This window comes from Paraburkholderia sp. BR13439 (genome assembly GCF_040948805.1).
GTDB classification, from domain to species: Bacteria; Pseudomonadota; Gammaproteobacteria; order Burkholderiales; family Burkholderiaceae; genus Paraburkholderia; species Paraburkholderia youngii.
The window spans coordinates 1-285 of record NZ_JBFPKN010000184.1 but is presented as its reverse complement, the minus strand read 5'-3'; the positions used below and the strand labels follow the sequence as shown (position 1 = coordinate 285).

Sequence of the window (285 nt, the reverse complement as noted above, 5' to 3'; positions counted from 1 at the left end):
GAAGCGTGCCGGAGTGATCAAGGCGTCGAGCGCGAAACGCGTAATCGTTGATACGACCGTGATGCCCAAGGCGATCGCACATCCGACTGACTCGCGACTGCTGGAGCGCTGTCGTGAACACCTCGTGAAGGCAGCTGCGCGGCACGGCCTGAAACTGCGTCAGAACTACAACCGCGAAGCACCACGCCTGGCCACCCAGATCAGCCGCTACGCGCACGCGAAGCAGTACCGGCGGATGAGCAAGGCAGTGCGCACCCTGCGCTCGCGTGTCGGCCGCGTCATGCG

1 pseudogene is annotated in these 285 nt (G+C 64.6%); it reads left to right on the top strand.

The features are described from left to right. A pseudogene (locus AB3X96_RS42790) lies at positions 1-285 on the top strand (IS5/IS1182 family transposase); the annotation flags it as partial.